Below are 21,727 nucleotides of genomic sequence, written 5' to 3'. Positions count from 1 at the left end.
TGGCGCGCGCGTGGCAACTACACCTGAGGTTTGCATTCCCGCATGGCTTCCCGTTTTTTCTTCCACCGCATTGTTGCGGTCGGCTTCTCTCTGTGGGCGTCGTGGTGTTCCGCCCAGACCGTGGCCCTGACCTTCGATGACGGACTCAATCCGGACCAGCAACCCGAAGCCGCGCTATGGAATGCCCAGCTGCTTGACGCCTTGCACAAGCAAGGAATCCAGTCCGCGCTGTTTCCCGCCTTGAACCGCATAGGCGGCGCCGGCGGACTCGAACTGGCGGCGCAGTGGTCGCGGGCGGGACATTGGGTCGGCAACCATACGGCCAGCCACCGCAGTCTTGCCGACCCCAAGGTCTCGCTGGAAGCGTTCATCGCCGACGTAAAAACCGCGGATACCGCCCTCAGGGGCCTGCCCGCCTTTGTGCCCATGCTGAGGTTCCCGTACTTGAAGGAAGGCGATACCCAGGCCAAGCGGGACGGCATGCGCGACTGGATGGCCCGAAACGGCTACCGGAGCGCGCCAGTGTCGATCGATGCGAGCGACTGGTACTACAGCCGCGTCTATGCCGATCACGTGAAAGCGGGCGAAACCGCCAAGGCCCAGCGCGTGAAACAGCTGTACGTCCGCCATTTGCTGGACCGTGCGGCCTATTACGACGGGCTGGCCCGCAAGGTCCTGGGCCGCAGTCCCAAGCATGTCATGCTGCTGCACACCAACCAACTCAATGCGCAGGCCCTGCCCGACGTGATCGCGGCGCTGACCGCCCAGGGCTGGACCATTGCGCCCGCAAGCGCCGCGTTCGAGGATCCGCTGTATGCCCAGGCGCCGGACACGCTTCCGGCCGGCGAGAGCGTCATCTGGGCGCGCGCCAAGGCCCTCGATGTGCCCGGCCTGCGCTATCCCGCCGAAGATTCCGTTTACGAGGAACCGCTGCTGCGGGACGCCGGCCTGCTGCCCTGACGCCGACTGGGCGCAAGGCCGGACCGTGGACCACGGCACGCCGGCCGGTCACTTCCGCGAGCCGGATTTTCCGGCCGCATTCAAGGCCACGGCCGCCCGGACCAGCGCCTTCAACGCTTTCTCGTCGACTGATTCGCCTTCACGGATATCGATGGCCCGCCGCGTGTTGCCATCCAGGCTGGCGTTGAAGAGCCCGGACGGATCCGCCAGCGCCGCACCCTTGGCGAAGGTCAGCTTCACCGCGCTTTTGTAGGTTTCCCCGGTGCAGATGATGCCGCCGTGCGACCACACCGGCACCCGCCACTTCCATTCCTCGACCACGCCGGGGTCGGCCTGAAGGATGATCGCCCTGACGCGCGCCAGCGTCTGGCCGCGCCAGTCGTCCAGCTCGCGGATCCTGGCGTCTATCAGGCTGGAGGCGGAGTCGAGAGGGCCTTCGTCTTTCGCGTCGGTGCGACTACGGGTATTCATGGCATGCTCCGGAAAATGCCGCGGACGGCGGCGTGCATGGACACGCGCGCATTGAAACCCGGCGGAAATTTGTTAACGTGGATATCAAACCATAATATTCACGGCTATTGCGGGTGCCTGTATCCAGCTTCCCGCCAGCCAGCCGCAATCCCGGCCCGGAGTCCGCCGCAGAGCAGCCCCGCGCCCCGAAAGAGGAGCACGAAAAACAATGGGTAATCTGGTATTGCTGTTGCTGGGCGTGGATTATCTGCGCAAGCGCGCCCGCGGCTTGCTGATCGTCGGCAGCATATTCCTGGTCACGGGCATCACGCTGTTCCTCGATGCGCTGGACGGCGCCATCTATTTTCCGTTGAATTTCTTCGCCGCGCTGCTGGTCATCGAAGGCCTGGCCACGCTGATGATCGCCAAGTCGGGCGTCGGCGGCCAGCGCGTGCTGCGCTATGCCAAGGGCGCCTTCGTGCTGGCGGCGGGCGTGCTGGTGCTGGTCGGCCATCATCACGGACACTTCGTGCTGTCCATGATCTTCGGCCTGATGTTCCTGGTGGACGGGCTGATCCAGTGCACGGCGGCCTATGTGGTGCGCTATGAACGCTGGCGCTACGTGTTCGCCTCGGGCGTGGCCGAAATACTGCTGGCCATTTTCTTCTTCCAGCCCTATCCGACCCATTACGTCGGCACGGTGCCCTACTGCCTGGGCCTGTTCCTGGCGTTCTCCGGCTTGCGCCTGCTGTCGCTCGCGTATCGCGTGCGCGACCTGGATTCCAACCCGGCGCTGGACGTCAATCCCAACCCGGACTTCATGCCCACGCGCGCGGATGGCCCGGCGCAAACCGTGTTCGACGGCCCGCCGCTGGAATCCGAGCGCGCGCTGACGGTCCACGTCTGGACGCCGTCGGGCTCGGCCAAGCGCGAGACACGCAACTACCCCGTCGTGGACCGCTACATCGCCGCGGTCGACATCAACGGCGTAGTGTCCACGGGCCACGCCGCGCTGGAATCGCCCGAAGGCGTCTACATCAGCCTGTATCCGGCACAGGAAATCGACCATTCCCCCGAACAGTTCGGCACGCTGCTGCGCGCCACGGCCGAGAACAACGTGCCAGGGGTGTTCCAACCCGACTACGCCACCGAATCCAAGGCCTGGACGCCGTCCACGATGCGGGTGCGCATCCGCAACTACGACGCGGCCAAGCTGCAGGCGTTCTGGGACGAGTACCGCAAGAACACCACCTACAACCTGACCCACCGCAACTGCTCCAGCTCCGTGTCCAGCGCGCTGGAAGCGGCGCTGGACGGCGTGGTGGGCCGCCTGCACGGTCCCGCAGCGGGCTGGCGCGTGCTGCTGCGCCTGCTGCTGACGCCGGAACTGTGGGTGGCGTCGCAGATACGCAAGCGCGCGCTGACCATGGCCTGGACCCCGGGCCTGACCTTGGACTATGCGCGCGCGCTCAGCATGCTGGCGGATCCGCGTCCCTTCGGCTGGTGGAAGATGTCGCAGGCCGCCTTGCGCCAGATCGCGCGCATGCGCGCCGGCTGGCGCAAGCAGGACCGCACCGCGCAGGCCATGAACGCGCAGCAGAACGAATCCTCGCAAGGAGCCCAATGAGGGCCATCCGCGGACGCCACGCGGCCTCGGGCGCACAAGCATCATGATCCTGCAGATCGCGATCGGGCTGGCCACGCTGGCCTTCGCCGCCTGGGGCGCGGCGGCGCTCTGGTTCCAGTCTCCCTGCAGCGGCCGCGCGCGCGCCGCCTTGCCTGTTGCCTGGCTGGCGCTGGCCGCCGCCGCGCTGGCGGGGCCGGCATTCGGCCATGCCCTGCCAGCCTGGCTGTTCGGCGCCGCGCTGCTGGCCCTGCTGGCGTGGTGGCGCCTGGGCGTGCGCCCCTCGAATGCCCGCCAGTGGATGCCGGAAGTGGCGCGCCAGACCCAGGGCTCGGTCGAGGGCGACATCGTCACCCTGCGCAATGTGCGCGACTTCGACTGGCGCTCGCCGACCGACTACGACGAACGCTGGGAAACGCGCCGCTACGACCTGTCGCGCCTGGTGTCCGTGGATCTGGCGCTGTCGTATTGGGGCCGGCCCGCCGTCGCCCATGCCATGGTGTCATTCGGCTTCGACGACGGCCAGTACGTGGTGTTCTCGGTGGAGATCCGCCGCAAGCTGCACGACGTGTTCTCGGAGATCGGCGGCTTCTTCCGCCAGTACGAGCTGGCGGTGCTGGCCTCGACCGAGGAAGACAGCCTGCGCGTGCGGACCAATGTGCGCGGCGAGGAAGGCTATCTGTACCGCGTGCACATGCCCGAGGGCGCGGCCCGCAAGCTGTTCCTGTCGTATGTGCGGACCGCCACCCGGCTGGTGGACAAGCCGCGCTTCTACAACACGCTGACGGCCAATTGCACCACCCTGGTGTACCGGCTGGCGGACCAGATCGTGCCCGGTCTGCCCATGGACTACCGCCTGCTGCTCTCGGGCTACCTGCCGGAATACCTGTACCGCCTGGGCGCGCTGGAAGGCGCGGGCAGCCCCGAGGCCTACCGCCAGGCAGGCGACTACACGCAACGCGCCCGCGCCACCCTGGATGCGGCCCAGTTCTCGCGCAACATCCGCCGCGGCGTGCCGGGCGTGCCGCAAGCAAACGACCCGCGTCAAGCCTGATACTCCCCTTGCGGACGGCCCGGCAACGCCCCGCAAGCCAGCGGAACGCCGCGCTTTTCAGGCGCCTCTGGCCAGCTGCGCGGCCTCGCCCAGCAACGCGTCCAGCAGGCGGCGCGCGGGCACGGTGAGTGGAGCATCGGCGCGATGCGTCACGTAGATGACGGTCCTGGGCAGGGGATCGGCGATGTCCAGCCGCACCAGTCCCAGCGCCGGGCCGTAACGGTCCAGGAACCCCTGGGGCATGATGCCGATCAGGTCCAGCTGCGGCATCAGCGCCAGCAGCGTGGAGAAGGACTCGCATTCGAGCTGCAGGTGCAGCGCGCGCGCCTGCGCCTCGTCGGCATACAGCGCCCTGGGATCGCCCGGCCCTTGCGCCGGCCCCGTCAGGACCCAGGCAGCCTCGGCCAGTTCGCTCAGCCGCCGCGCGCGGGCCAGCGGATGCGAGGCGCGCGCGACGATGACCGATTGGCTTTCGAACAGCGGCTGCACGGCCAGGTCGCCCCCGCCGCCCGCCTCGGGCAGCGGCCCCAGCGCCATGTCCAGCTCGCCCGAGCGGATGCGCTCCAGCGCCTGCGGATACAGCGTGTCGCGCACGCGCAGCCGCACCTGGGGCCAGCGCGCGCCATAGCGCGCCACCGCGCCCGGCGCCAGCAGAATGGCAGCGGCCGGCGATACGCCCAAGGTCACCTGGGCTTCGGCGCCGCGCAGATGCCAGGCCAGGTCTTCGTGGGCTTTTTCGATCTCGCGCATGACGACGGCGGCGCGCGCCGCGAGGATCTCTCCGGCCTGAGCCAGCCGCACGCCCTTGGGCGTGCGCACCACGAGTTCGGCGCCGACCTCTTCCTCCAGTTGGCGCAGCGACTTGGTCAGCGCCGGTTGCGACACGTTCAGGACCTGCGCGGCAGCGCGCATGCTGCCGGTGCGGGCCAGGGTGAGCAACAGGTTCAGATGCTGGAGTCGCAAGCCGCCTCTCCGGCCGATTACCAGGGGTAATCGACATCAAAACAATTCAAGGGATGCGCGCGCAGGCCGTCGATAGAATTCCTGCATGCCCCATCGGAGACAGGAGCCTAGCATGACCCGAGGCGTGAAGAACATTCTCTTCATCATGTGCGACCAGCTGCGCTACGACCATCTTTCCTGTTTTGGCCATCCCACCTTGAAGACGCCGAACCTGGACGCGCTGGCCGCGCGCGGCGTGATCTTCGACCGGGCCTTCGTGCAGTCGCCGGTGTGCGGTCCTTCGCGCATGAGCTACTACACCGGACGCTATGTGCATGCGCACGGCGCCAGCTGGAACTTCGTGCCGCTGAAGGCCGGCGAGATGACCATAGGCGACCATCTGCGGCCGCTGGGCGTGCGTTCGGTGCTGGTGGGCAAGACCCACATGCGCGCCGACATGGCCGGCATGTCGCGGCTGGGCATAGACCCGGCCTCCGTCATCGGCCGCCGCATCGCCGAATGCGGCTTCGACGCCTACGAGCGCGACGACGGCATCCACCCGTATTCAGGCCATGACCCGGACCCACGCTACAACGACTATCTGCGCGCGCAGGGCTACGGCGGCGACAACCCCTGGGAAAGCTGGGCAAACTCCGCGGTCGACACGGATGGCACGGTGCGCTCGGGCTGGTTCCTGAAGTACTCCAACCTGCCGGCGCGCGTGCCCGACGAGCACTCGGAAACGCCCTACATCACGCGCCGGGCGATGGACTTCATCGCCGAGGCGGGCGATCAGCCCTGGTGCCTGCACCTGTCCTACATCAAGCCGCACTGGCCGTACCTGGCGCCTGCGCCCTATGCGGGCATGTACCGCGCGGAGGACGCGCTGCCGGTGGTGCGCTCGGAAGCCGAACGCGCGGATCCGCATCCGGTGTACGCGGCCATGATGAAGCATCGCGTGTCCGCCACCTTCTCCGAGCCCGGCGTGCGCGAGGCGGTCATGCCCGGCTACATGGGGCTGATCAAGCAGATCGACGACCAGCTCGGCGTGCTGTTCCGCTACCTGGAAGCGCGCGGCCTGTTCGACAACACCATGATCGTGTTCACCTCCGATCACGGCGATTACCTGGGCGATCACTGGATGGGGGAAAAGGACCTGTTCCACGAGCCCGTCATCCGCGCGCCGCTGATCGTCTACGACCCCGACCCGCGCGCCGACGCGACGCGAGGCACGCGCTGCGCGGACCTGGTGGAAGCCATAGACCTGGCGCCGACTTTCCTGGAGGCCTGCGGCGGCGTGCCCGTGCCGCACATCATGGACGGCCGTTCGCTGCGCCCCCTGCTCTTCGGCCAAAGGCCTCAGGACTGGCGCGACCATGTCATCTGCGAGTACGACTACGCCTTCCAGGATTCGCGCATCACGCTGGACACGCCGGCGCGCCAGGCCTGGCTGCGCATGGTGCGCGATGACCGTTGGAAGTACGTGCTGGCGGAAGGCTACCGGCCGATGCTCTACGACTTGCAGGAAGACCCTCACGAATTCGTCGACCTGGGCGCTTCGCCCGCGCACGAGGCGGTGCGCAGGCGCATGGAGGACCTGCTGTTCCGCTGGGCCCGCCAGCCGCGCCAGCGCGCCACGGTGGCCGACGGCACCATCGAGTCCATCGAAGTCCAGCCGCGAATTTCCGAAGGCGGCATCCTGATCGGCTATTGGGACGAAGCTGACCTGGCGCGCGCCCGGCAAACCTTCAAGCCCCGTTTCGCATCATCCAACCCGCTCGTGAAGCCGACGCTGGATCGGCTGTCGCAATCCTGAGGAGTGCAGCATGATTCTGGAAACCCCCGATATCACCCGCGCCCAGGCCGGCCTGGACGGTGTCTCCTGGAACATCCTGGGCCAGGTGTACGTGCCCAAACAGGTCAGCCTGGACAGCATTTCCTGGCACGCCACGTTCCCGGAAGAGAGCTTCGTGCCGCCGCACGTGCATCCCAATCAGGACGAGTACATCTTCGTGCTGGACGGGCGCATCGACCTGCTGCTGGATGGCAAGAAAACTTCGGCCGGGCCCGGCGACCTGGTGCGCATGCCTCGCGGCGTGCCCCATGCCTTCTTCAACAATTCCGGCCTGCCCGCCACCGCCTTGTTCTGGGCCGCGCCCGCCGGCAAGCTGCTGGAGCTTTACCGGCGCATCCACAACATGTCGAGTCCGGCCGAGGTGGTGGCAGTGGCGCCGGAGTACGACGTGATCTTCATGCCGCCTGTTTCTTCCGCGGCCTGAGCCATGCGCCGCCGCACGCTGCTCAAGGGCCTGTCCGGCGCCCTTGCCTGTACCCTGCCCTGGACCGCCCGCGCCGCCTATCCGGACAAGCCGGTGCGCATCATCGTGCCGCTGCCTGCGGCCAGCCCGCCCGACGTGCTGGCGCGCGTCATCGCCGAAAGGCTGCAGCGCCGCTGGGGCCAGGCCGTGGTGGTGGAGAACCGGCCCGGCGCGACCGGCATGATAGGCCTGGACGCGGTCGCGCGTTCGGCGCCGGACGGCTACACGGTGGGCATCATGTTCCTGACCCACACCGTGCTGCCGGCGCTGTTCGGCAAGGTGTCCTACCGCACGGACGGCGACTTCGCGCCGATCGCCAACCTGGTCTGGCTGTACAACGCCCTGCTGGTGGCGCCGGGCAGCGAGTACGCCGACGTCCGCGGCCTGGTCGACGCGGCCAGGCGCCAGCCCGGCAAGCTCAGCTACGGTTCGGGCGGCAACGGTTCGCCCGCCCATCTGCTGGGCGCGGCCTTCTGCCAGGCGGCGGGCATAGACATGCTGCACGTGCCCTTCAAGGGGCCCGCCGAAGCCGCGCAATCGCTCATGGGCGGCTATATCCAGGCCATGTTCGCCACCGCCTCGGTCGCCGTGCCGCTGGCGCAGTCCGGCAAGCTGCGCGCGCTGGCCGTCACGCGCGACGGCGGCATGGAGGCCCTGCCCGGCGTGCCCACGCTGGCCGAGGCTGGCGTGCCCGCCTTCAACTTGAAGGAATGGGAAGGCGTCGTCGCGCCCGCGGGCACGCCGCCGGACCTGATCGCCAAATGGAACGAGGCCATGACCGCAATCCTGGCCGACGCCGGGGTGCGCGAGAAGCTGGCCGGTCTGGGCATGGAAGCCGCCCAAGCCAATACGCCGGCCGAGTTCGCGGGGCTGATACGGGGAGAACTGCAACGCTGGACTGCGTTCGTGTCGGAACAGAAGCTGCGCAACGGGTAACGGGCGCGTGGCAGGCGCGCCTGCCACGTTTGCGCCACTTTTGAGCTCCGTTCGAGCACCGTTTGAGCCCGGTTTGAGCCACCTTGAGCCCCGTTCAGCCGCGTTGCCGGAGCGCCGTCCGGACCCGTCGCCTCTGGCTCAGCTCATCAACTGGCCGCGCGCCCCACCCGGCCCAGAAAGTCCAGCACCGCCAGATAGGAGCCTTCATTGCCCGCCGCATTCGCGCTGGGCGTGCCGCCCGCATCCAGCAGCAGGCCGGACATCGCGTGCGGCTTGCTGATCAGGGTCGCCGGCAGGCAGGGATAGTGCACGTGGTGGCCCGCCCCCATGCAGACGTGATGGAAGGTCGGCAGGCCGTGCTCCTGGCGCCGGCGCATCACAATTTCCGAATAGGCAGTGCTGGGCCAGAACCCGTCGTCGGAGGCGCTGACCAGCATGACCGGGCCGGGATAATTCTCGACCGGGATGCGGGCGCGCTCGAACGCGGCGCTGTCGCGCGTGGCGCTGAGGAAGGCGTGCGTCTGGCGGTAAGGCGGCTGGGATGCGTAGGCGGCGTCCCAGTTGGCGCTGGCATTGTCCTGCCACAGATGCGGCAGCGGTTCGCCGGCCTTGGTCCAGACCTGGGCGTCGCGCCCGGTGCCGGGTGCGCCGGCGCTGACGACGCCGTGCATGACGGGCGAAGGCACGTAGGCGACCACCGCGCTGACCAGCTCGGGATAGTGCGAGGCCACCAGCAGCGAGGTTTCGCCGCCGCGGCTGATGCCGGACAAGGCCACGAAACCGTCGCGCGGCTTCAGCTCGGCGCGGGCCCAGCGCAAGGCATGCTCGAAGTACTCCAGCGGCATGTCATTCAGGTACTTGGGGCGGCCGTCATAGTTGAAGATGGCCAGCGCCAGGCACTGGTAGCCGCGGGAAGCGAAGAGCGCCGCGCGCGGCGCGTTGACGCCGCCGGACGATCCGTTCATGTAGATCACCAGCGGGTGCGGGCCAGGACCGGCGGGCGTGTAGAGTTCGCCCGACAAGGTCATGCCCCCGACCTGCTCGCGCACGGCGCGGTGCGTCACGCCTTCGGCCTGGAATTCCTGCACCAGGGTCGCGCTGGCGGTCTGGCGGCCGTCGCTGGCTTCGATGCGGATGGAGAGCGGCTCGGTCCGGTCCGGCGGGAACACCACGCTGGCGATGTCCTCGCAGGCCATGGACCAGACGATACCCATGGCCGAGGGTTCGGCGTAGCTGCCGGACACGGGGCAATCGCGCGCCAGGTCCAGGCTGCCGTCATGGCCCGCCACGAATACCGCCTGCGAGCGCCACGGCGCGCCGCACATGGTCATGCTGGCCGAGACGGTGATGAAGGCATAGGCCGGAAAGCCGCTGATGCGGATCTCGCGCGCCACGTCGATCAGGGCGCGTTCCGGAGTGATGGTGATGCTGGGTTGTTCTGCCACGGCGGTTCCTTAGCTCTTCAGGTCGGTCTTGGGCACGCCATTGGCCTTGATGACCTGGGCCCACATGGCGGATTCGTCGGCAATGACCTTGTCCAGGTCGGCCGAGGACGTGAACTCCACGGTCACGCCCTGGTCTGCGAACTGCTGCACCAGGCTGGGGTCGCGCGTGCCTTCGCGCACGGCGTTCTCCAGGGTCGCGACGACCGCTGCGGGCATGGCGGCCGGACCCGAGATCATCATGCGGGTATAGAGTTCGAAGCCGTCCACGCCCGCCTCCTTCATGGTGGGCACGTCGGGCAGGCTGGACAGGCGCTTGTCCGACGTGACCGCCAGCACCTGCAGCTTGCCCGACTTGATGTTGGGCAGCGCGGACGTCGGGAAGTCGAAGGTGCTCTGCACCGTGCCCGCCATCAGGTCCAGCAGCGCGGGACCGCTGCCCTTGTAGGGCACATCCTGGAACTGCGTGCCGGTCTTGGACTGGAAATGCAGCAGGGCCAGGTGATTGATCACGCCGCGCCCCGCGTGCGCGCAAGTGATGTCGCCGGGCTTCTTCTTGGCCAGCGCAATGAACTCCTGCACGTTCTTCACCCCCAGCTCGGGATGCACGATCAGCAGCATGGGCGACTTGCCCATGGAACCCAGTTGCTTGAAGTCGGACTGCTGGTACGGCAGGTTGTTGTAGAGCAAGGGGTTCAGGATCATGCCGTTGGTGCCGGCGAAACCCAGGATGTAGCCGTCGGGCTCCGCGCGCGCCACCGCCACGGTGGCGATGATGGCCTGGCCGCCGGGGCGGTTTTCCACTACCACGCTCTGCTTCAGCGTCTTGCCCATGCGCTCGGCCAGGGCGCGCGCCGCGATGTCCGTCAGCCCTCCTGGGGCAAAACCCACCAGCAGGCGCACGGGGCGGGTCGGAAAGGTGTTCTGGGCCCAGGCTGGGCGCGAGATCAGGGGCAGCGCGGCAAGCGCGCCCAGGGCATGGCGGCGGGTGAATCGCATACAACTCTCCAGGCAAGGACTACGCCCCCGCGCCCGGGAGAGGCCGCGGGGCAAAGCATTCGAAGGGAAAGGTCTGGCGCGCGGCTCACCTTACGGCGAGCTGTCGCGGCGTCAGTATGTTGTATGCAATACCGTGGACGGGCTATCTAGGGATATCCCGAGGCTGTGCGGGCAAGAGGGGGTGGGATTTCGCTGGACGGTATTTAGTATCTGGATCCGAGGCCGCGGGAACGCGGGACTTCCGGTTCCGCGGCTGACGGCGGGCGCCCCGCCCGCCAGGTCCTCAAGCCTTGAGACATCAAGCCTTCGTCATCAGGCCTTGGTCCTCAAGCCTTGGGCATCAAGCCTTCGTCATCAGCTTTTTCCAGCCTTCCAGGCCCAGCCGCTGCATCGTGTCGATGTTCTTCTCGTAGATCTCGGCGGCGTCCGGGAAGGATTCCACGGCGCGGTCGATGCTGTCTTCGCGCAACAGATGCAGGATGGGATACGGCGAACGGTTGGTGTAGTTCTCGATGTCGTCCGGCTGGGTGTCGGCGAACTGGAACTGCGGATGGAAGGTGGCGACCTGCAGCTCGCCCACCAGGCGCATGCGCTTGAGCAGGCGATCCGACAGGTCCTCGAAGTCGTTGAACTCCAGGAAGTCGTCCAGCGCATCGGGGATGATCAGCAGCGTGGTGTCGATCTTTTCCGGGTCGGTCTCGGCCAGCAGGGCCAGCTCGTCCTGCAAGTCGGTCAGGACGCCCTCGGCGTCGGTGGCGTCGCTGACGGCAAAGCGGATCTGGTCCTTGACCTGGACCGCCTTGGCGAAGGGACAGAGGTTCAGGCCGATGACGGCCTGGTTCACCCAGAGCTTGGTCTCAGCGACCACGTTGGCATAGGCGTCGGAAGTGGAAATCATGGGGGTCCGTCCTGGAAAAAAGAAAAGCGCGGGCGTTCCGGCCCGCGCTTTGATGAGCGTCGCCGCCGCTTACGCGGTGGGCATGGCCGCCATGGTCTGGGCCACGGCCGCGGTCAGCTTCTTGCCATAGGGCACGTGCAGGAATTCATTGGGGCCGTGGGCGTTGGACTTGGGGCCCAATACGCCGCAGACCATGAACTGGGCTTTGGGGAAGCCCTTCTGCAGAATGCTCATCAGCGGGATGGTGCCGCCCTGGCCGATATAGCCGCAGGAGGCGCCATAGTATTGCTGCGAGGCCGCGTCCAGCGCCTGCGTCAGCCAGGGTGCGGAAGCCGGGGCGTTCCAGCCCGTGGCGGCGCCTTCGTTGGCCTTGAAGATCACCTTGGCGTTGTAGGGCGCGTCGGCTTCCAGCAGCGCCTTGATCTCTTGCGAGGCGGCCACGGCGTCGATCAGCGGCGGCAGGCGCAGCGACAGCTTGAAGGCGGTGCGCGGGCGCAGCACGTTGCCGGCGCTGGACAGCGGCGGCAGGCCTTCGGCGCCGGTCACCGACAGGGTCGGACGCCAGGTGCGGTTCAGCAGGGCCTGTTCGGGCTCGGTCGTCATGGGCAGCACGAAGCCGCCGTCGGCGCCGCAGCTCCAGGGGAAACGGCGCCAGACTTCATCGCCCAGGATGCGCGCGGTGGCGTGCACCTGTTCGACGCGTTCGGCCGGGATCTCGCAATGCAGGCTCTGCGGCAGCAGGCGGCCGGTGCTGCTGTCTTCCAGGCGGTCCAGCAGATGGCGCAGGATGCGGAACGAGGACGGCACCACGCCGCTGGAGTCGCCCGAGTGCACGCCTTCGTCCAGCACCTGCACTTCCAGCGTGCCCGACACCATACCGCGCAGCGAGGTCGTCATCCAGAGCTGGTCGTAGTTGCCGGCGCCCGAGTCCAGGCACACCACCAGGGCCACATTGCCCAGGCGGTCGCGCAGCGCGTCCACGTAGGGCAGCAGGTCGTAGCTGCCGGATTCCTCACAGGTTTCGACGATGCCCACGCAGCGCGGGCGCGGAATGCCCTGCTTGTCCAGCGCCATGATGGCGGTCAGCGAGGCGTACACGGCATAGCCGTCGTCGGCGCCGCCGCGGCCGTACAGCTTGCCGTCTTCGAGCTTGGGGGTCCAGGGGCCGAGGCCCGCGCGCCAGCCAGAGAATTCGGGCTGCTTGTCCAGGTGGCCGTACAGCAGCACGGTGTCGCCGTTGTCGCTGCGGGTGGCCGGCGCGTCAAAGAAAATGACGGGCGTGCGGCCCGGCAGGCGCACCACTTCCAGCTTCAGCCCCGAGACCTTCTGCGCCTCGACCCACTGCGCCGCGTCGCGCACCACGCGCTCGATGAACGCGTTCTTTTCCCAGTCGGCGTCGAAGGCCGGGCTCTTGGCCGGGATGGCGATGTAGTCGGTCAGCGCCGGGATGATCTCGTTGTCCCACTTGTCGTCCACGAAAGCCTGCAGGGCCTTCGGGTCCAGGGTGGGAGGAAGAGCGTCTTCGGGGATGCGTGCGTTCATGGCGCGGGATCCTGTGTGCGGGGGATGGGCAATCCGCTATTTTATGCCTGCGCGGCACGGCTGGCATCTTTTGTCCCTGATTGATGTCGGCGCCGGAAAATGGTGCCGCGCTCCGGCCCTGGTTTCGCTGCCTTGGTTCCTCTGCCTCGGTTCCGATATGCGCAGCGGTCCCGGCTCAAAAATGACAAAGCCCCCAGACGCGATGCGCTGGGGGCCAGGACCGGACTCGGCCGGCCATTCCGGCTGGCCGCCGCGCAAAAAGAAGTCAGGCGCCGAGCAAGGCCGGCTCGCCGCTGCGGCCCACGGCCGGCGCGTCGGCGTCGATCACGCGGCCGGTCTGCAGCTTGAACACGGCCACGGCTTCGCGCAGGCGCTGCGCCTGGGTTTCCAGCGAGGCGGCGGAGGCCGCGGCCTCTTCGACCAGCGCGGCGTTCTGCTGCGTCACGCTGTCCATCTGCGACACGGCCTGGTTGACCTGCTGGATGCCCTGGGACTGCTCCTCGGACGCACTGGAGATCTCGTTGATGATGTCCGTCACGCGGCGCACCGAAACCACGATTTCCTGCATGGTGGCGCCGGCGGCTTCCACCTGGTCGGAACCGATGGACACCTTCTGCACCGAGTCGTCGATCAGGCCCTTGATTTCCTTGGCGGCGGCGGCGCTGCGCTGCGCCAGGGCGCGCACTTCGCTGGCCACGACCGCGAAGCCCTTGCCCTGCTCGCCCGCGCGCGCCGCTTCCACCGCCGCGTTCAGCGCCAGGATATTGGTCTGAAAGGCGATGCCGTCGATCACGCCGACGATGTCGGCGATGCGGTTGGAGCTGTCCGCGATGCCGCGCATCGTGCCAACCACGTCGCCCACGGCCTGGCCGCCGCGCGTCGCCACTTCGGATGCCGCCACCGCCAGTTCCGAGGCGCTGCGCGAGCTTTCCGCGTTGTTGCGCACGGTAGACGACAGCTCGTCCATGCTGGCGGCGGTTTCTTCCAGCGACGCGGCTTGCTGCTCGGTACGGGAAGACAGGTCGATGTTGCCGGCGGCGATCTCGCGCGCGCCAGTGTGGATTTCTTCCACGCCCAGGCGCACCGCGGACACGGTGCGGGCCAGGCTGTCCTGCATGCGCTTGACGGCGGCGTACAGCACGCCGATTTCGTTGTTGCCGCGTTGCTCGATGCGGTTGGTCAGGTCGCCGCCGGCAATGCGGTCGAACAGGCGGCCGGCTTCATGCAGCGGACGGAACACGGCGCGGCCGAATACCGCGTACAGACCGACCACCAGCGCCGCGACCACGACCAGCAGGCCGACCAGCAACGCCAGCGCGCCATTGATGCGGGCGGAGGCGTCGCGCGCGACGCGTTGGCCGACCTCGTCGGCGTAGTCCACGTACTTCTGGATGGCGGCGGTGAAGGTCAGGCCCAGCGGCGTCACCTTCTCCAGGTTCAGGCGGTTCGATTCCTGCGCGTTGCCGGCGCGGATGGCCGCGATCATGGGCACGATGGCGTCGCGCTGATAGACGTCGTAGGCGGCCAGCGCCGCTTCCAGCAGCGGCTTGCCCTGGGCCGAGGTCTCGGGCGTCTGGCGCACCAGCTGGATCAGCTCGCCGGCCTTCTTGGTATAGCCGTCCAGGCGCTGCATGCTGGCCAGGTTGTCGAGGCTCTTGCCTTCCATCAGGGCGGTCTGGGCCGACAGCAGTACCAGGCGGGCGCGCAGCAGTTCGGTGCCGGCGCCGTTCACGGCGTTGGCGCGGACCAGATTGGTGTCCAGCAACACCTCGATGGAATTGCGGTTGGAAGTCAGCTGCTGGTGCACAGCGATGCCAGTTACCAGGAAAAGCGCGAAGAAAACGGCTAAAGCGGTCGTCAGGACCGCGCGAATACTGAGATTCTTGAACATTATTGGGGTCACTCCGGGTTGCGTATTTCTGCTACGTGTGCTTTACGACACGTCGCAATGAAAAGTTAAATATCTCAGTTCATTGCAGGCCTTGTTACCGGCCAGACCCGGACCCTCTTGCCCGATCAGCAGCGACCATCCCCAGCAATACTTGAACCTGACCCGCCCATCGTGAGGGCCTCGGCTCGCGACCGCCCGCAAGGCGCGGCCCAGCCGTGACGCGACACCCATGAACCGCTGCGTCTTCGGCCAGCTCAAGTACCTTCTGAACGCCGCAATGAAAACGCCCCGCCAGCCGGACCCTGGGTCCTCCTGGCGGGGCGTGTCGCGCTGGCGCCTGAGAGCCGGCGCTGGCGCTTGCTACCGGCTTACTTCAGCCAGACGCGCGCGTTGCGGAAGATGCGCATCCAGGGGCTGAACGCGCCGCCCTTGTCCGCCTTACCCCACTTTTCAGGCGCCCAGGACATCATGACGTTGCGCGTCACGCGTTCCGGGTGCGGCATCATGACCGTGAAGCGGCCGTCGGCGGTGGTGACCGACGCCAGGCCGCCCGGGCTGCCGTTCGGGTTGAACGGATACGCTTCGGTAACCTGGCCGCGGTTGTCGATGTAGCGCGCGCCGGCCAACAGGCGGCTGGCGTCGCCCTGCTGCGAGAAGTCGGCATAGCCTTCGCCGTGGGCCACGGCCACCGGAATGCGCGCGCCTTCCATGCCGGCGAAGAAGATCGACGGCGACTTGGCCACTTCGATCATCGCCAGGCGGGCTTCGTACTTTTCCGACAGGTTGCGCGTGAAGCGCGGCCAGTATTCCGCGCCCGGGATCATCGGCGCCAGCGCAGCCATCATCTGGCAGCCGTTGCACACGCCCAGCGCGAAGGTATCGGGACGCGCGAAGTAGGCGGCGAACTGGTCCGACAGCTTGCTGTTGAAGCGGATGGTGCGCGCCCAGCCTTCGCCGGCGCCCAGCACGTCGCCGTAGCTGAAGCCGCCAACGGCCACCAGGCCCTGCACCTGCGCGAGGTCCACGCGGCCGGACAGCAGGTCGGTCATGTGCACGTCGACGGCTTCGAAGCCGGCGGTGTCGAAGGCCCAGCCCATTTCCACCTGGCTGTTGCAGCCCTGCTCGCGCAGGATCGCCACGCGCGGACGCTTGCCGGTGTTGATGAACGGCGCGGCCACGTCTTCCTGGGGATCGAAGTCCACGTTGGGGCTCATGCCCGGATCGGTGGTGTCGTTCCAGACGTCGAGCTCGGCCTGGGCGCAGGCCGGGTTGTCGCGGCGCGACATGATGCGGTAGGACACTTCGCTCCAGGCGCGGCCGAGTTCGGCTCGCGGCTGGCCCCAGACCTTCTTGCCGTCGCGGTAGAACTCGACTTCGTCGGCGCCGTTCAGGCCGCCGATGACGTGCGAATGCGCCGACAGGCCCGCGCCGCGCAGCACCTGCATGACGGCGTCGCGCTGGGCGGCGGGCACCTGGATGACGGCGCCGGCTTCTTCGGAGAACAGCGCCTTGAGCGTCAGTTCCTCGCGCTGCACCGCCACCTGTTCGGGGCGGATCTTGTAGTCGCCCCAATCCGCCGATTGCGGATCGAAGGTCAGCATGTCCAGGTTGACCGAGATGCCGGTGCGGCCGGCGAAGGCCATTTCGGCCAGGGTCGCGAACAGGCCGCCGTCGGAACGGTCGTGGTAGGCCAGGATGGTGCCGGCTTCGGCCAGGGTGCGGATGGTGACGAAGAAGGCGCGCAGGTCTTGCGGCGCGTCGATGTCCGGCACGGTTTCGCCGACCTGGTTGTAGGCCTGCGCCAGGATCGAGCCGCCCATGCGATGGCGGCCGCGGCCCAGGTCGATCAGGATCAGGACGCTGTCGCCGGCGTCGGTGCGCAGCTGCGGGGTCAGGCTGGCGCGCACGTCGGCCACGGGCGCGAAGGCCGTGACGATCAGCGACACCGGCGCCACCACCTGGCGCTGCTCGCCGTCCTGTTCCCAGGACGTCTTCATGGACAGGGAATCCTTGCCGACCGGAATCGACAGGCCGGTGGCCTGGCACAGTTCGCTGACGGCGGACACGGTGTCGTACAGCGCGGCGTCCTGGCCGGCCACGCCGCAGGCGGCCATCCAGTTGGCCGACAGCTTGATGTCTTCCAGGCGCGCCACGTCGGCGGCGGCCAGGTTGGTCAGGGCCTCGGCCACGGCCATGCGGCCGGAAGCCGGCGCGTCCAGCATGGCGATCGGGGTGCGCTCGCCCATGGACATGGCTTCGCCGCGGAAGCCTTCATAGTCGGCCAGGGTCACGGCGCAATCGGCCACCGGAACCTGCCACGGGCCGACCATCTGGTCGCGGCTGGACAGCCCGCCCACGGTGCGGTCGCCGATGGTGATGAGGAAGGACTTGTTGGCCACCGTGGGGTGGCGCAGCACGCGGTAGGCGGCTTCGGTCAGGTCGATGCCGGCCAGGTCCAGCGGCGCCGACACGCCGGGCAGGCGCGTGACGTCGCGGGTCATGCGCGGCGGCTTGCCCAGGATGACGTCGATCGGCACGTCCACCGGACGCACTTCGGCCTCGCCTTGCGGGCGGATCGCGTCCAGGCCCGGCAGGCCCTCGCCGTCCACCACGCGCAGCTGGCGCTCTTCAGTGGCCACGCCCACCACCGCGTAGGGGCAGCGTTCACGGCGGGCGATGGCGTCGAAGCGTTCCAGGTCCTTGGGCAGGATCGACAGGACGTAGCGTTCCTGCGATTCGTTGCTCCAGATTTCGGCAGGCGACAGGCCCGATTCTTCCAGCGGCACGCGCTTCAGGTCGAAGATGGCGCCGCGGCCGGCGTCGTTCACGAGTTCCGGGAAGGCGTTGGACAGGCCGCCCGCGCCCACGTCGTGGATCGCGATGATGGGGTTGTTCTCGGCCTGCTGCCAGCAGCGGTCGATGACCTCCTGGGCGCGGCGTTCGAGTTCAGGGTTGCCGCGCTGGACGGAATCGAAGTCCAGTTCAGCCGAGTTGCTGCCCATGCTGATGCTGGAGGCGGCGCCGCCGCCCATGCCGATGCGGAAGCCCGGGCCGCCCAGCTGGATCAGCAGCGCGCCGGGAGGAATCACGTCCTTGTGGGTCAGGCCGGCGTCGATGCTGCCCAGGCCGCCTGCGATCATGATGGGCTTGTGGTAGCCCCAGCGCGTGCCGCCGGCGGTCTGTTCGAACGAACGGAAATAGCCCAGCAGGTTGGGACGGCCGAATTCGTTGTTGAACGCCGCGCCGCCGATGGGGCCGTCGATCATGATGGACAGCGGCGAGGCGATGCGCTCGGGTAGGCCGTGGTGGTCGGCTTCCCAGGGCTGCAGGGCGTCGTCGAAGCGCAGGTGCGACACGGTGAAGCCGGTCAGGCCGGCCTTGGGCTTGGAGCCGCGGCCGGTCGCGCCTTCGTCGCGGATCTCGCCGCCGGCGCCCGTCGAGGCGCCGGGGAACGGCGCGATCGCGGTCGGGTGATTGTGCGTTTCCACCTTCATCAGCGTATGCACGGTGGTGTCGCGGCGGATGTACTTGGCGCCTTCCACGCCCTCGCCCGTCACGCCCGGCACGCCGGCCTGGAAGCGCTGCGCGGGGCCGCCTTCCATGATGGCGGCGTTGTCCGAATAGGCGACCACGGTGCCCTCGGGCTGCGCCTTGTGCGTGGCGCGGATCATGCCGAACAGCGTGTTGGGCTGTTCCTGGCCGTCGATCACCCACTGGGCGTTGAAGATCTTGTGGCGGCAGTGTTCGCTGTTGGCCTGCGCGAACATCATCAGTTCCACGTCGGTGGGATCGCGGCCCAGGTCGGTGAAGGACTTGGCCAGGTATTCGATTTCATCGTCCGACAGCGCCAGGCCCAGCGAGATGTTGGCCTCGGCCAGGGCTTCGGCGCCGCGCGCCTGCACGTCGACCGTGCGCATGGGCTTGCCGGCCAGCGGCTGGAACAGCGCCTGGCCGTCGAAGCTGGCGTCCACCACGGTTTCCGTCATGCGGTCGTGCAGGCAATCCGCCGCGCGCGCCAGCATGGCGTCGTCGAAGGTCTTGGCGCCCAGCAGGCCGCGCTCGGGGGTGATCACGTAGCGCACGCCGCGTTCGATGCGGTGCACGGACGACAGGCCACAGTTGTGGGCGATGTCGGTGGCCTTGCTGGCCCACGGGGAAATCGTGCCCAGGCGCGGGATCACCAGCAGGGCCAGGCTCTTGGCCGGCGCGTCGCCGGTGGCGGGGGTGCCGTAGTCCAGCAATTGGGCCAGATGCTGCTGCTGTTCGGCCGTCAGGGCCGCGTCGGTGCTGACGAAGTGCTCGTAGCGGGCGGATATGTCGGCCACCGGCAGGCCGGCTTCCTTCAATTGCGCCAGGAGGCGATCGCGACGGAAGGAGGACAGGACGGAGGAACCAGGCAGATGCTGAACTAGGGACACGATGCGGGCGCCGTATAAAGAGGAGGAGAGCAAAACGTGATTTTACCCGTTTAGGGGGTTTTCCCGGAGAGCTTGTTCCGACGGCCTCCAATGGCCCGATTTCAGCCACTGTTACAAAAGAATTCCAGGCGTCTCGTGGTTTGATGGTGCATAGCAGCATCGGCGGCAAGTTCCCGCCATTGCGAACCTTTCCCAACACCAGCCGCGCCGCAAGCCCAACTCTTATGCGGCGGCGCAGCATGTTGCGCGTATCCCGCACCGCGGGAAAACACGAACTTCCGGCCCCACGGCGCGACGGTAGGATGCAGCGACCCCCATTAATGCATGGCGCCTACCCGCGCGCCGGCCGCCGCCTCACATGTCCCGCCCCGAAGCCCCCGCCGAGCCTGTCGAACCGATCATTCCCACCGAATCAGATCCCGCAGTCAAAGTGCCGCTGGCCATCGAGGACTGGCTGGCCGTGATCCTGCTGGCGGCGCTGGCCATCATCACCTTCCTGAACGTGCTGGTGCGCTACTTCACCGACCAGTCATTCGCCTGGACGGAAGAGATCTCGGTGTTCCTGCTGATCGTGCTGACCATGGCGGGCGGCAGCGTGGCTTTCGTGCGCAACCACCACATCCGCATCGAGATCCTGGCGGACTCGGGCTCGCCGCGCCGCCAGCGCATCATGGCGCTGATCTCCAACGGCTGCGTGCTGGCCTTCTTCCTGCTGCTGACCGTGCTGTCGGTCAAGCTGGTGGCCGACGAATACATCTACGAAGAAACCTCCCCCGCCATCGGCGTGCCGACCTGGTGGTATTCGATCTGGCTGCCCGTCATGGCCGCGGCGATTTCGCTACGCACCATCGGCACCCTGCGCCGCATCGCCAAGGGACCGGACGCCGCCGGGCGGGCGCCGCAATGATCGCCGCCATTCTCTTCATCGTCTTCATTGTCCTGATGCTGATCGGCGTGCCGGTCGGCGTGGCCCTGGGCCTGGGCGGGACCGTGGCCATCGTGCTGTCCAACCTGGACACGCCCTGGTATGGCCTGTTGACCGTGCCGCAGAACTTCTACGCCGGCCTGGCCAAGTACCCGCTGCTGGCCATTCCCATGTTCGTGCTGGTCGGCTCGATCTTCGACCGCTCGGGCGTGGCCAAGCGGCTGGTGGACTTCGCCATCGCCATCGTCGGCCGCGGCCCGGGCATGCTGCCGCTGGTGTCGATCGCGGTGGCCATGTTCCTGGGCGGCATCTCCGGCTCCGGCCCGGCCTGTGCGGCCGCAGTGGGCGCGGTGATGATCACCGCCATGTCGCGCGCCGGCTATCCGGGCTCGTTCTCGGCCGCCGTGGTGGCGGCCGGCGCGGCCACGGACATCCTGATCCCGCCGTCGGTGGCCTTCATCATCTACTCGGTGCTGGTGCCTGGCGCCTCGGTGCCGGCCCTGTTCGCCGCCGGCATGATTCCGGGCATCCTGGCCGGCTTCGCCCTCATCATTCCCGCAGTGTGGCTGTCGCGCAAATACAAGATGGGCGCGCTGGAAGCCCACCTGCCCCGCCCGCCCTTCTGGGCCAGCCTGCGCGAAGCCTCCTGGGGCCTGGCCGCGCCGGTGCTGATCCTGGGCGGCATGCGCATGGGCTGGTTCACGCCCACCGAGGCCGCCGTGGTAGCCGTGTTCTACGGCCTGTTCGTGGGCATGTTCATCCACCGCACCATCAAGCTGCGCGACCTGTACACCATCCTGCGCGAAGCCGCCGAGCTGTCCGCCGTCATCATGCTGGTGGTGACGCTGGCCGGCATCTTCGCCTGGGCCCTGTCCACGCTTAGCGTGATCGATCCCATCACCCACGCCATCGTCAATTCGGGGCTGGGCGAATGGGGCGTGCTGGCGCTGCTGATCCTGCTGCTGATGACCGTGGGCATGTTCCTGGACGGCATCTCCATCTTCCTGATCTTCGTGCCGCTGCTCATGCCCATCGCCAACGCCTACGGCTGGGATCCTGTGTGGTTCGGCGTGATCCTTACCTTGAAGGTGGCGCTGGGCCAGTTCACCCCGCCCCTGGCCGTCAACCTGATGGTGTCCTGCCGCATCGCGCGCGTGCCCATGGAATCCACCGTGCGTTGGGTGGTGTGGCTGCTGGGCGCGATGTTCCTGGTGCTGGTCGCGGTGCTGGTGTTCCCGCAGTTGGCGCTGTGGCTGCCGCACAAGCTGGGTTATTGAAAGGGCCTGACGGGGCGACCCCAAGGCCTGTTGTTCCGGTGCTTACTACAA

General features: G+C 67.7%; 16 protein-coding genes. 8 read left to right on the top strand and 8 right to left on the bottom strand.

Going from position 1 to position 21,727, the window contains the following annotated elements:
• Positions 1-42 precede the first annotated feature (42 nt).
• Entirely contained in the window at positions 43-960 is a 918-nt protein-coding gene (locus HWY37_RS08480) for a polysaccharide deacetylase family protein (RefSeq protein ID WP_176088352.1), read from the top strand.
• 48 nt (positions 961-1,008) lie between these two features.
• Here HWY37_RS08480 and HWY37_RS08475 read toward each other — a convergent pair whose 3' ends face one another.
• The gene (locus HWY37_RS08475) at positions 1,009-1,431 is read right to left on the bottom strand and encodes a DUF1801 domain-containing protein (protein ID WP_176088351.1); all 423 of its coding nucleotides are present in this window, start codon (positions 1,429-1,431) and stop codon (positions 1,009-1,011) included.
• A 208-nt stretch (positions 1,432-1,639) separates the two neighbouring features.
• Here HWY37_RS08475 and HWY37_RS08470 point away from each other — a divergent pair, with 208 nt between their 5' ends.
• The gene (locus HWY37_RS08470) at positions 1,640-3,037 is read left to right on the top strand and encodes an HdeD family acid-resistance protein (protein WP_176088350.1); all 1,398 of its coding nucleotides are present in this window, start codon (positions 1,640-1,642) and stop codon (positions 3,035-3,037) included.
• A 43-nt stretch (positions 3,038-3,080) separates the two neighbouring features.
• On the top strand, positions 3,081-4,088 hold the full coding sequence (locus HWY37_RS08465; protein WP_176088349.1) for an Lnb N-terminal periplasmic domain-containing protein: 1,008 nt from the start codon (positions 3,081-3,083) through the stop codon (positions 4,086-4,088).
• A 57-nt stretch (positions 4,089-4,145) separates the two neighbouring features.
• Here HWY37_RS08465 and HWY37_RS08460 read toward each other — a convergent pair whose 3' ends face one another.
• Positions 4,146-5,051: a LysR family transcriptional regulator gene (locus tag HWY37_RS08460; RefSeq protein ID WP_176088348.1), complete on the bottom strand. Its 906-nt coding sequence runs from the start codon at positions 5,049-5,051 to the stop codon at positions 4,146-4,148.
• Positions 5,052-5,163: 112 nt separating this feature from the next.
• Here HWY37_RS08460 and HWY37_RS08455 point away from each other — a divergent pair, with 112 nt between their 5' ends.
• From HWY37_RS08455 to HWY37_RS08445, 3 genes are read left to right on the top strand one after another with little or no spacing between them, the layout of a single operon-like run.
• Positions 5,164-6,846 carry an alkaline phosphatase family protein gene (locus HWY37_RS08455; protein WP_175205920.1) on the top strand — a complete coding sequence of 561 codons (1,683 nt, stop codon included), beginning with the start codon at positions 5,164-5,166 and terminating at the stop codon, positions 6,844-6,846.
• A 10-nt stretch (positions 6,847-6,856) separates the two neighbouring features.
• Entirely contained in the window at positions 6,857-7,309 is a 453-nt protein-coding gene (locus tag HWY37_RS08450) for a cupin domain-containing protein (protein WP_175205919.1), read from the top strand.
• Between the two features lie 3 nt (positions 7,310-7,312).
• Complete coding sequence (locus tag HWY37_RS08445; protein WP_176088347.1) at positions 7,313-8,284, top strand: Bug family tripartite tricarboxylate transporter substrate binding protein; 972 nt, start codon at positions 7,313-7,315, stop codon at positions 8,282-8,284.
• Between the two features lie 146 nt (positions 8,285-8,430).
• On the opposite strand, the gene HWY37_RS08440 is transcribed toward HWY37_RS08445, so the two are convergent.
• The 6 genes from HWY37_RS08440 to purL form a co-directional block, all read right to left on the bottom strand.
• Positions 8,431-9,729: an acyl-CoA thioesterase/bile acid-CoA:amino acid N-acyltransferase family protein gene (locus HWY37_RS08440; protein ID WP_176088346.1), complete on the bottom strand. Its 1,299-nt coding sequence runs from the start codon at positions 9,727-9,729 to the stop codon at positions 8,431-8,433.
• 9 nt (positions 9,730-9,738) lie between these two features.
• A complete protein-coding gene (locus HWY37_RS08435; protein WP_175205916.1) occupies positions 9,739-10,725 on the bottom strand; it encodes a Bug family tripartite tricarboxylate transporter substrate binding protein in 987 nt (328 codons plus the stop codon).
• Between the two features lie 340 nt (positions 10,726-11,065).
• On the bottom strand, positions 11,066-11,623 hold the full coding sequence (locus HWY37_RS08430; RefSeq protein WP_176088345.1) for a DUF1415 domain-containing protein: 558 nt from the start codon (positions 11,621-11,623) through the stop codon (positions 11,066-11,068).
• 69 nt (positions 11,624-11,692) lie between these two features.
• Positions 11,693-13,165: a M20 family metallopeptidase gene (locus HWY37_RS08425; protein WP_175205914.1), complete on the bottom strand. Its 1,473-nt coding sequence runs from the start codon at positions 13,163-13,165 to the stop codon at positions 11,693-11,695.
• 265 nt (positions 13,166-13,430) lie between these two features.
• Positions 13,431-15,056, bottom strand: coding sequence for a methyl-accepting chemotaxis protein (locus tag HWY37_RS08420; RefSeq protein WP_176088344.1), 1,626 nt, complete (start codon positions 15,054-15,056; stop codon positions 13,431-13,433).
• Between the two features lie 368 nt (positions 15,057-15,424).
• On the bottom strand, positions 15,425-19,474 hold the full coding sequence (purL, locus tag HWY37_RS08415) for a phosphoribosylformylglycinamidine synthase (RefSeq protein WP_176088343.1): 4,050 nt from the start codon (positions 19,472-19,474) through the stop codon (positions 15,425-15,427).
• A 358-nt stretch (positions 19,475-19,832) separates the two neighbouring features.
• Here purL and HWY37_RS08410 point away from each other — a divergent pair, with 358 nt between their 5' ends.
• Entirely contained in the window at positions 19,833-20,381 is a 549-nt protein-coding gene (locus tag HWY37_RS08410) for a TRAP transporter small permease (RefSeq protein ID WP_175205911.1), read from the top strand.
• Positions 20,378-21,676 carry a TRAP transporter large permease gene (locus HWY37_RS08405; protein ID WP_175205910.1) on the top strand — a complete coding sequence of 433 codons (1,299 nt, stop codon included), beginning with the start codon at positions 20,378-20,380 and terminating at the stop codon, positions 21,674-21,676. The genes HWY37_RS08410 and HWY37_RS08405 overlap by 4 nt, the downstream gene beginning before the upstream one ends.
• Positions 21,677-21,727 lie beyond the last annotated feature (51 nt).

This window comes from Achromobacter anxifer (assembly GCF_903652925.1).
Lineage (GTDB): Bacteria > Pseudomonadota > Gammaproteobacteria > Burkholderiales > Burkholderiaceae_B > Achromobacter > Achromobacter anxifer.
The sequence above is the reverse complement of the archived record's forward strand: the minus strand, read 5'-3'. Positions and strand labels throughout refer to the sequence as shown.